This window comes from Nostoc sp. FACHB-110 (genome assembly GCF_014697425.1).
In the GTDB taxonomy this organism is placed as follows: domain Bacteria; phylum Cyanobacteriota; class Cyanobacteriia; order Cyanobacteriales; family Nostocaceae; genus Nostoc_B.
In genome coordinates this window covers 103,745-114,143 of record NZ_JACJRU010000024.1, presented here as the reverse complement: position 1 = coordinate 114,143, position 10,399 = coordinate 103,745, and the positions used below count along the sequence as shown (strand labels likewise).

Sequence of the window (10,399 nt, the reverse complement as noted above, 5' to 3'; positions counted from 1 at the left end):
GAGATTTTACCGCAGACCCATGAAACATTTGTGCAAGTTGCAATGATTCGGTTAATGCTGAGAAGACTGGCTTAATTGATTCGTTTAATACTTTCCAAACATCCTCTTAGGGGTAAATATTGCGATCGCCTTTAAGAGATTTTTTCTAGCTACAGGAAGACAAGAGTAGACGCAAGCTAAAATTTGAGCTTTACTTTTTAAACTCTCTCAGTAATTGGTTTAAGCGTGTTATGAATGCTTAGGGAGGTTTTCTTTAAATAGAAATCGGTATCACTCCCTATTGCCTCTTCCCCATTCCCCACTCGCTAAAGATTGTGTCATAATAAGCCGACGCATACCCTAGTCAGTTATCCACCGTGCAAGATACCGACGCTATTAATGACCTTGCTGCTGCCCTACAACAGCCCACTGATCTTAGTTTTGAACTACCAGACCCAGAAGATGAGCAAATTCCTGAGTCTGATTTTTTACAGCAGTTAGATATAGCTTGGCAAGTATGCGATCGCTTTGACCTGCAAACAGAAATTTGGCGAGGAAGAATTTTAAGGGCTGTACGTGATAGAGAAAAAAAAGGTGGTGATGGGCGGGGTACGGGCTTTCTCAAATGGCTCAAAGAAAGAGAAATTAGCAAGAGTCAAGCTTATTCGTGGATTCAACTAGCCAATAGTGCCGATACACTTTTAGAAGAAGGTCGGCTAGAACCAGCCGCAGTCAATAACTTTAGCAAACGCGCCTTTGTCGAAACGGCGAAATCTGCGCCAGAAGTACAACAAATGGTGAGTGAAGCTGCCCAAAAAGGCGATCGCATCACCCGGCGCGAAGTCCGCCAACTCACCGATGAATGGATGGCGATGTCTTCCGATTTAATCCCGGAACCAGTCAAGGTAAAAGCTGCAGACAATTCCTTACCACCCCGCTACATTGCGCCACTAGTCAAGGAAATGGAAAAATTGCCAGAACAACATCAAAAGTTTATTCAAAAAGAAATTATTGCCAACCCTGACGTAGACACCATCAAGCAAGTAACGACGGAAGCGCGTCAGTTAGCCAAATATCTCAAATCTGCGGCGCAAGTCCAAGCACTAGCTAAAGAAGATGTAGACATAGAAACCGCCTTAGAAGAAGCCCACAGAGTTGGCTGTTTAAGCGTTGCGGCTGATTTAGTCAATCAAGCTTCCCAAATGGAACAACTGATTGGCAAGTTATACATGACATGGAAACGCATCAGCAGTTTAGCCGATAGATTGTATGTCGATACAGGTGCAAGTACGCCAAACCTGCGATCGCTTTTGAGTTGCATTGAACCTCTGGGTACAGAAATCATGGAACTGCAACTCAGTGGCACAACCGATCATACAGTCCGTTTGCAAATTCAAGAAACGAATTAGAGTGCTGAGTGCTGAGTTAATAGTCATTTGCCGTTGTTTCTTCTCTCTTTCTATCCCCTCTGCTTCCTCTGCTTTTTTACACCCCTACACCCATACACCCCTAATTAGCCGCACAAGACGCAGAACTCAGTATTGGACTATGGGGCGTAACTGTGGGTGCTTGAGCTAACAGAGTCACGTTACCTTGATTATCCATTACCCAACCTTGGGCAGGGTTGATTTGCTTTTCATGATTGACAGAATCAATTTTTTGTGTATTAACTTGTTGCTTAGTGCTGGCACTATTGGTATTTTCGGAATCTAGGTTAATCCAGCCTGCTAAGACAGCATCTTCCATCAATGGTTCTGTGGGACTGGTGGCAATTCCTCCGCGGCCTGTGGCGACAAGGGAACCTTGTTTAAGTTTACCGCCTGGTTGACAAGCAGCAACGATTTGCTGGGATGCGTCAACTGGTTCGGTGGGTAGTTCTAATAAACCTTTGCTGGGGTCAACATCTGGGGTGTTGATTTGGATAGTACCGTTTAACGAGGGATTTTGTTGAGAAAATGCGGTGATATCGCTGGTTGGAACTCTGTTGGGGTCTAGTTGTGTGGGATCGTCGGTTCCTAAGATGCGGACTAAATCGGCGCGATCGCGGCGCACAAATCCAAATATAGTATTAGCCTTGATGGTAATCTTACCCCCAGCACCAGAAAAAGCATTGGCGGTAATGTCGTTATTTCCTAAAGGAGTAGCCACCACAAAGCCTCTAGGTGCATTGATGGTAATGTTGCCACCATTCCCTGGTGCTTCGGACGTACCAGCGTTGGTGGCTATTCGACTATTGCGGCGCATCAACAAGGCATTCCGCACTTGTAGCGAAATATTTCCACCTTGGCCTGTTAGACTATTGGAGGTTAGTTTTCCTTGATTATCTAAAAATACAGAGTTAGCTTTAATAATTAATTCACCTGGTATTCCTAGATCATTTACATTACCTAAATATATATAAGGAAAATTAGGATTTGGGAGTTGACTACTGACATTAATTGCTGCTCCGTCTCTAACTGTCAATCTTCTGGTGTTGACTGTTATTTTTCCTGAATTTCCCGGGCCTAAAGTTCTCGCCAACAAACTACTAGGTGAGCCTGTTGGTGAAGTTCCAATTAGCTCTACAGAATTGGAAGCATTGATATTTAAATTTCCGCCATTACCTGTAGCTGGCTGAAACCCAAGGGATGAACCGACTAAAACGAATCCTCCAGTAGAACCTGAGGATATTTCTGCTCCGTTTTGCAGACTTAATTTTTGAGTATTAATTGTCAGTTCACCTGCACGACCTTCACCAAAAGTTGTGCTTAACAATACACTGATAGTATTTGCTAAGGTGGGGCTACCAACTAGCTCCACAGATTTAAAAACGTTGACATTTAAATTTCCGGCTCTTCCTTTACCAGAGGTAGATGTCCTAACTTGCGCGCCATCTCTTAGAGCTAATTGTTGGCTAGTAATATTGACATCTCCGCCATCGCTAACACCCTGTGTCTCACTTCTTAAGCGTACAGACTTACCAATTAGTTCGACTATGTTACCTTGTACTCCAATGCTACCACCGCTACCTAAACTACTAGCCTCTACAATTGACCCGACTTCAGAACCATTCTGAACTTTCCTTTGGATCAGTTGAATATTTTGAAAATTCTTGACACCTTCATAACTAAAAGTCCAACCTTGATTTGTTGGCTGGAGACTCACTAAGCTATTTCCCGCAACACTTCCTAATTCAATATGTCCTGACTCTGCTGTTAAATTTCCTCCTTCTAGGATCAAATCACCACCTATTAATGCTAAAGTTTTGCCAGATGGGACTTTTAAACCAACAACTTCACCAAACACAGTCTTTTCACCATTTGGACTGGCTTGAGATTGATTACGAATAGGAGCAACTTTAGCTGGAAATTGCAATCCTATAGGTATGCTCGTTGATAATAAAGGTGTGGATTGAGGTTCAGTTGCACTAAATTTTTTTCCGTCTGCAAAATTAATGCTACTGGCTGTACTGGCAATAAATGAACCACCTATATTTAACGTCGCATTCTGACCAAATACAATGCCATTGGGATTAATTAAAAACAAGTTACTGCCAAATTGAGTTGCAATTGTACCATCAATTTGGGAAATTGAATTACCTGTTACTCTGCTAATAATATTTTGTACATCTGCTGTATTTGCAAAACTGGCTGTAGTGCCGTTAGGAATAGAAAATTGCTGAAAGCTGTGGAAGAGATTATTGCCAGCGCGAGTCCCACCTGTAATGAGATTAATATTATTCCCAGAATTCAATACTTGAGAGTTTTCTGGCAGAGTATTATCTGGGATGATTTGGGCGATCGCAAATTCTCCACTATTAATAAAAACACTAGCTGTTGTAATAATTATTCCCCAAATCCAGTTATAATTATTGCTCATACTTAATTTCGATGTTGATATTGCTTTTTATTTAGCAGAGTTGAGTGAATTAATACATAACACACATTATCACGTAGTTACTGAAGCTAATAAAGATTAATTTATTTTTTATGATTACAGAGTAAGAGGATGTTTTAAAAGTTTTGGGCGAATATAATTCGCTACTACACAAGCAAAGTCCGCACTTCGACAAGCTCAGTGACCACCTGCGCGGACTAATGAAAAATCAAGGGGTTTGAACCCACGAAGGTGGGTTTTTTCTGTGTAGCCACGCCACTGCGTTGGGCGGGTTCCCCGACTCCCTCAGTGGCGCGCGATTTCTAATTGCCAAGGAAAGTGATAAATTCAACTTTTAAAACAACCTGTAATTAAACATTAAAAAACCCAATTTCTTTGAGAAACTGAGTTTTGATGTTTGCTCAATAATTTAACTAATACTTAACAAGGAATTATTGTCCCATTAGGTAATCTGCAATCTAAGAGTCTCTTACCAGGAATTGTTAGGGAATGATTATTTGTATTTGACTCAATACCATATTGAAAGTGAAAGTTACTGTCCTCTAATGAAAGACCATACTTTTCTAGTATTTGCTGTACATTCGAGTTCTTCAAGACTTGACTAATTTCCTGGTGAATTTCCTCGTTTAATTCTTGTAATTTTTGAGCATCTAGGACTGTTGCTTGTGTTTTTTGGGATTGCATAAGTTTTGGGTGTGCTGTTAACTGAGTAGATCAACGAATTCATCTATTTAGGATTGCAGAGTTACAAATCACGCTTTAGGAGTGAAATTGTTCTCCATAATTATGACTTCAGCGCAACTCCTGAAAATTACGCAGAAATTTACAAAACTTTATATTTTTATCTGTACAATTACTCAAATATATGCAAAAGACAGGGTTTTTAGCTTCTACAGAAATGCAGAGTCAGCATCTGCTCATATCATTTCACATTCATGATGAATCTGAAATAGTATCACCTAGAGAATCTGTAGAGACGTTGCATTGCAACGTCTCTACAGATTCGGAAACATCACGAGTAACCTTAACCCAAGCGTATTGTCTGATGAGGCAGGTATTGTACTTGCTCTAGCAAGAACGGACAAGTCCCAGAAAATAAAATCATTCTGCCAACACAAGATTTAAGCTTGTCGATATGCCCCTGGTTGCCCATCTTGAACAACAAAGGAGGCTAAGGTTCTAACAGAAGCATTGGGGTCAACTATGCTAGAAACAGCCCGATAATCGCTCTGCCACTGTTTGTGAGTAAGTTGACAGCGCACATACCCCCGGTATGTCCCATCAAAAAACTTGGTATGGGGATTAGCACTTAAAGCTGCTTGCACTGGGGCAATAAATGAAGTGGGAAAGTCGGAAGTAATAGAAGTCCCGACAAACTCAGTCCCCACAACTGGTGAGGATGGTTGATTAAAATCAAGCTTTAAGTCATGTACCCAACTAGAATGAATATCGCCAGCAATCACGACAGGGTTACAAGGTCGTCGCTGGTTGAGAAAATTCAAGATTCGCTGACGTGCAGCTACATAGCCATCCCATTGGTCTAAATTAAACACTCCTATTTCTGGGCGTGGATCAAAATCATATTGGGCAAACATAACCTGTTGGGCAATAATATTCCAACGGGCGGTGGATTTGTCTAATCCTTTAAACAGCCACTGTTCTTGTTCTGTACCTGTGAGAGTTGCATTTTCATCAAAGGCTTGCAGACAACGTGGGTTGAGTCCATCATTACAAGGTTGGTCTGTGCGGTATTGGCGAGTATCCAAAACGTTGAATTCGGCTAAGTTACCAAATCTCAAACGTCGATAAAGCTGCATATTAGCCCCATTCGGCAGGGAAGATAGACGTAATGGCATATGCTCATAATAGGCTTTGTAAGCATTAGCGCGTCGTTGGGCAAATACTTCTGGGTTAACGTTATCTTCAGAAATTAAGTTGGCGTAGTTGTTTTCTACTTCATGATCATCCCAAGTAACTATCCAAGGAAAAGCCGCATGAACGGCTTGCAAATTGGGATCAGTTTTATAAAGTGCATGACGATCGCGGTAGTCAGTAAGAGACATAATTTCTGGGCTATTATGCTGACGCGGCCCTCCTGTTTGTGGCCCATATTCGTAAATGTAATCACCTAGATGCACAACTAAATCAAGGTCTTCATCTGCTATGTGTTTATAGGTTGTGTAATAGCCATTTTGCCAGTCTTGACAAGAGACAAAGGCGAAGTTTAGTTGTTTGGTGAAACTATAAAATTCTGGTGCTGTACGAGTCCGGCCAATGGGGCTAAGTTCTTTGCCGACACGAAATTGATACCAATACCAACGGTCAGGTTCTAACCCTTTAACATCAACGTGTACAGAGTGCGCTAAATCAGCCAGTGCTAGGGTTTTACCTCGCTGCACTACTTTTCGCATATTTTCGTCTAGGGCAATTTCCCAATGCACCATCACATTTCTAGTGGGCATACCACCGCCATTTAATGGGTCTGGTGCTAACCTTGTCCATAACACCACACTATCGGGTAAAGGGTCGCCAGAGGCTACACCTAGGGTAAATGGATAGCTAGAAAACCTGATTCTGGCTAAGACTGGTTCCCATTGGCTAGTAATTGCCAAGCCTGTAAATAATCCCGCACCTAATAAAAAACTCCGCCGTCTGTAGCGATTTGATAATAGGCGATCGCACTTGATAAAATCCATATCCACTCTCTAGCAAGTTTCCGCATAATTGCAATTAACTTACCAATCAGCGATCACACTTAGATTAAGAAAGTGTTAAAAAGTATGAAGTGTGAAGTATGAAGTATGAAGTATGAAGTATGAAATATGATGCTCATTCCAATACAACATCAAACGCCTTTATTAGATGCGATAAAAGCTTGTGCAGCCCATCACCACGCTCCTTTTTACACACCAGGCCACAAGCGGGGAGAGGGAATTTCGCAACCATTGGCTGATTTGCTCGGTGCAAGGGTTTTTCAAGCAGATTTAACAGAATTAGCTCAATTGGATAGTTTGTTTTCACCCCAAGGTGTCATTCAACAAGCCCAAGCACTGGCGGCGGCAGCGTTTGGTGCATCACAAACATGGTTTCTTGTCAATGGTTCTACCTGCGGCATTGAAGCAGCGATTTTGGCTACTTGCGGTACTGGCGATAAAATTATTCTGCCGCGAAATGTGCATTCATCTGCGATCGCAGGTTTAATTCTCTCTGGTGCAATGCCAATTTTTGTTAATCCTGAATATGACCCAGTTTTTGATATTGCTCACAGTATCACACCCAAGGCTGTAGCAGATGCCTTACAACAGCATCCTGATGCCAAAGCAGTTTTGACAGTTTACCCCACATATTACGGTGTCTGCGGAGATTTAGTTGCGATCGCACAAATTACCCATCAATATGATATTCCTTTACTTGTAGATGAAGCCCACGGCGCACATTTCACTTTTCACCCCCAACTACCTACCCCAGCCTTAAAAGCAGGTGCAGATTTAACAGTCCAGTCCATTCACAAGGTACTGGGTGCAATGACGCAAGCATCCATGCTGCACATCCAAGGAAAAAGAATAGATAGCGATCGTGTAAATAAAGCTTTGCAACTTGTCCAGTCTACCAGTCCTAGCTATATATTGTTAGCCTCCTTAGATGCCGCACGTCAGCAAATGGCGATAGATGGGCATAATTTAATGTCTCGCACTTTGGAACTAGCAGATATAGCCAGAAGTAAAATTAGTCAAATTCCTGGTTTATCAATTTTGCCACCAAAAATCTCACCAGGATTTAAGGAATTAGATAAAACTAGGCTAACTGTCAACGTTAGTGGCTTAGGTTTAACAGGCTTTGAGGCTGAGGAAATTCTTGACGAAAAATTGGGCGTAACTGCGGAATTTGCCTCATTGCAAAACCTTACTTTTATTATTAGCCTGGGTAATACGATCGCAGATATTGAACAATTAGTGCAAGGTTTAACAATTTTGGCTCAGAAGTATCAAAACCATCAGATAAATAACTCACACTACCATCATCTTGCTATCAATTGGGAGTATTCTATGCAGATATCTCCCCGTGAAGCTTTTTTTGCTGCTACTGAAACATTACCAATAGAACAAACAAGCGATCGCATCTGTGCCGAAATTGTCTGTCCCTATCCCCCAGGAATTCCTGTCTTGATGCCAGGAGAAATAATTACTCACGATGCTTTAAAATATCTGCAACAAATTCAAGCTATGGGTGTCTTTATTAGTGGTTGTGCCGATACCAGCTTGCACACTCTAAAAGTAGTTAAAAACTAAAACGCTAACGCCGTGTGCAACTTTCTCTCAAACCTAACCCCCGTAGGAAAGGGGAGCAAGATTCAAAGCCTCTCCCCGCTTCGGAGAGAGGTTTGGAGAGGGATTCCAAGAATAAGTTGCACATCGCGTAACCCTATTAAATTTATATAAGAACTCATCAACCTCTCTGCGTCTTTGCGCGGCAGTCGCTTTAAGTCGGGGAACCCGCCCAACGCGCTGCCTTGCCTCTGCGTGAGATAAATTCTTCCATACTAGTTGTCTTTTTTGCCCTCATTTAACGCCACAATTTCGCCAAAAACACACCCAACTGCACACTAATAACTCCTAATAAAGCACTACCACCCCAGTAAATAAATGCTGATAAAAAAACGCGACCACGTAATAAATTAATAGTTTCTAAACCGTAAGTAGAAAAAGTTGTGTATGCTCCTAAAAATCCTGTAGCTACCATTAAGCGAATTTCTGGAGAAATAATTGCCATCTTCTCTACAGCTAAGGTCATAAAAAATCCCATAGCTAAACAACCGCTGAGATTAATAAAAAAAGTACCGTAGGGAAAACTAATACCAAATCGATCAGCAAACCATAATGTAATATAGTAGCGGCTTAAAGCTCCAGCGATCGCACCCAAACTAATTGCGATCGGATAACGTAAATTCGGGTCTTGCAGCATAGTAAAATATTGAACTCCCGTTTTAAAGATTATGCCGGAAATATCTCAATAGTAAACTTGGTAATTTAATATCTAAAATCTAAAATTCAAAATAGTATAAGTTATTATTCGCTAACTTAAGCGTGAAAACCGTACTAAATTGGTGCAAAATTTCTACCTGATGCATATGATTTTGGGTGGATACAATCTATGTGTAGCTTAAGTAATGCTGTTATTTAAAAAAGCTAAATAATATCACAACAGCATTATCAGGAGAGCGAAAATATGGGAAATCAATTCAAAACACTTGCTTTGCTTGCTGCACTCAGTGGCTTATTGATTGCTATTAGTTACTGGATAATTGGTGGTACTGGTGGCTTGATTATAGGAATTGGTTTAGCAGCAGTTACAAACCTATTTTCTTGGTATCAATCAGATAAGATTGCCCTAGCAGTCTATCGCGCCCAGCCAGTGAGTGCGGCACAAGCACCAGGACTTTATCGGATGGTGGAAAAATTAGCTGCACGCGCTAATATCCCTATGCCAGGAGTTTACATCGTTCCCGGTCAAACGGCTAATGCCTTTGCCACAGGACGCGACCCCGAACACGCGGCTGTCGCTGTTACCGAAGGCATCTTAAATATCCTGCCAGAAGATGAATTAGAAGGCGTAATTGCCCACGAACTGACTCACATTATTAACCGTGACACCTTAACTCAAGCAGTAGCCGCTACCATTGCTGGGGCTATTTCCTTCTTGGCGCAAATGGTAAGTTATGGCTTATGGTTTGGCGCAGGTTCCCGCGATGATGATAGAGGTGGCAATCCTTTAGGACTTTTGTTAACAGTATTATTAGCACCCATCGCCGCCACAATTATTCAGTTAGGCATTTCTCGTACCCGTGAATTTTCTGCTGATGCTGGTTCGGCCAGATTAACAGGTAATCCCAGCGCTTTAGCCCGCGCCCTACAAAGATTAGAAGCGGCATCACGGCAGTTACCTTTAGATGCCAACCCAGCATTTGAAACCTTATTAATTATCAATCCTATCTCTGGTAAGTTTTTAGGCAATTTGTTTTCCAGCCATCCTGATACAGAATCTAGAGTTGAACAATTGCTGAAGCTAGAAAAACAACTATCAAAATCATATTAGTCATTTAGTTGTCAAGTTTATCAAGGAGATATTGTAAGTATGAGTGGTAACAATTTTGAACCTATTGAATCTACCGTCGTTGTAGAAATTAGTTCTCAAACTAACGAAGTAGTAGAAGCTGAAATGGCTGGTGAAACTGACGAATTAAAGCGCGAAACCAAAGCTTTAATTGAAGCACTCAAAAGACGCGCCAAAGCTGAAGCAGAATCAGCAGGTACTCTCACCCGTGAAACTTATTTAAATGCAGTGCGCCAAGCCAGAGAAGCCATTGAAGGGGAAAAATTAATTGAACGCGATCGCTTAGAAAATGCTTGGACTGTGATTCAAGAAGAAGCTGAGAAAAACTGGCACTTACTTTGGAAAGAATTTGCTGATTTTAGCGATCGCCTCCAAAGCGCAGCCAAAGCCGCCTGGGAAACCTTCAACGCCCCTCGTAATCATTAATTTAGTT

At 41.6% G+C, this 10,399-nt stretch carries 8 protein-coding genes; 4 read left to right on the top strand and 4 right to left on the bottom strand.

Annotated elements, in window-relative coordinates:
• Nucleotides 1-356 precede the first annotated feature (356 nt).
• The gene (locus H6G69_RS20850) at nt 357-1,388 is read left to right on the top strand and encodes a hypothetical protein (protein WP_190691035.1); all 1,032 of its coding nucleotides are present in this window, start codon (nt 357-359) and stop codon (nt 1,386-1,388) included.
• Nucleotides 1,389-1,488: 100 nt separating this feature from the next.
• Here H6G69_RS20850 and H6G69_RS20845 read toward each other — a convergent pair whose 3' ends face one another.
• The 3 genes from H6G69_RS20845 to H6G69_RS20835 all read right to left on the bottom strand — a co-directional run bounded on the left by H6G69_RS20845 (nt 1,489) and on the right by H6G69_RS20835 (nt 6,551).
• Nucleotides 1,489-3,837 (bottom strand): filamentous hemagglutinin N-terminal domain-containing protein, encoded by a 2,349-nt coding sequence (locus H6G69_RS20845; protein WP_190691034.1) that lies wholly within the window; start codon nt 3,835-3,837, stop codon nt 1,489-1,491.
• 438 nt (nt 3,838-4,275) lie between these two features.
• Nucleotides 4,276-4,539 (bottom strand): hypothetical protein, encoded by a 264-nt coding sequence (locus tag H6G69_RS20840; protein WP_190691033.1) that lies wholly within the window; start codon nt 4,537-4,539, stop codon nt 4,276-4,278.
• Nucleotides 4,540-4,976: 437 nt separating this feature from the next.
• Nucleotides 4,977-6,551 (bottom strand): alkaline phosphatase, encoded by a 1,575-nt coding sequence (locus H6G69_RS20835; RefSeq protein ID WP_190691032.1) that lies wholly within the window; start codon nt 6,549-6,551, stop codon nt 4,977-4,979.
• 126 nt (nt 6,552-6,677) lie between these two features.
• Here H6G69_RS20835 and H6G69_RS20830 point away from each other — a divergent pair, with 126 nt between their 5' ends.
• The gene (locus tag H6G69_RS20830; RefSeq protein ID WP_199336174.1) at nt 6,678-8,144 is read left to right on the top strand and encodes an aminotransferase class I/II-fold pyridoxal phosphate-dependent enzyme; all 1,467 of its coding nucleotides are present in this window, start codon (nt 6,678-6,680) and stop codon (nt 8,142-8,144) included.
• Nucleotides 8,145-8,418: 274 nt separating this feature from the next.
• On the opposite strand, the gene crcB is transcribed toward H6G69_RS20830, so the two are convergent.
• A complete protein-coding gene (gene crcB, locus H6G69_RS20825) occupies nt 8,419-8,817 on the bottom strand; it encodes a fluoride efflux transporter CrcB (RefSeq protein WP_190691031.1) in 399 nt (132 codons plus the stop codon).
• A 264-nt stretch (nt 8,818-9,081) separates the two neighbouring features.
• Here crcB and H6G69_RS20820 point away from each other — a divergent pair, with 264 nt between their 5' ends.
• Together H6G69_RS20820 and H6G69_RS20815 are read left to right on the top strand one after the other, a co-directional pair.
• Nucleotides 9,082-9,948: a M48 family metalloprotease gene (locus H6G69_RS20820; RefSeq protein WP_190691030.1), complete on the top strand. Its 867-nt coding sequence runs from the start codon at nt 9,082-9,084 to the stop codon at nt 9,946-9,948.
• A gap of 39 nt (nt 9,949-9,987) precedes the next feature.
• Entirely contained in the window at nt 9,988-10,392 is a 405-nt protein-coding gene (locus H6G69_RS20815; protein ID WP_190691029.1) for a hypothetical protein, read from the top strand.
• Nucleotides 10,393-10,399: the final 7 nt, after the last annotated feature.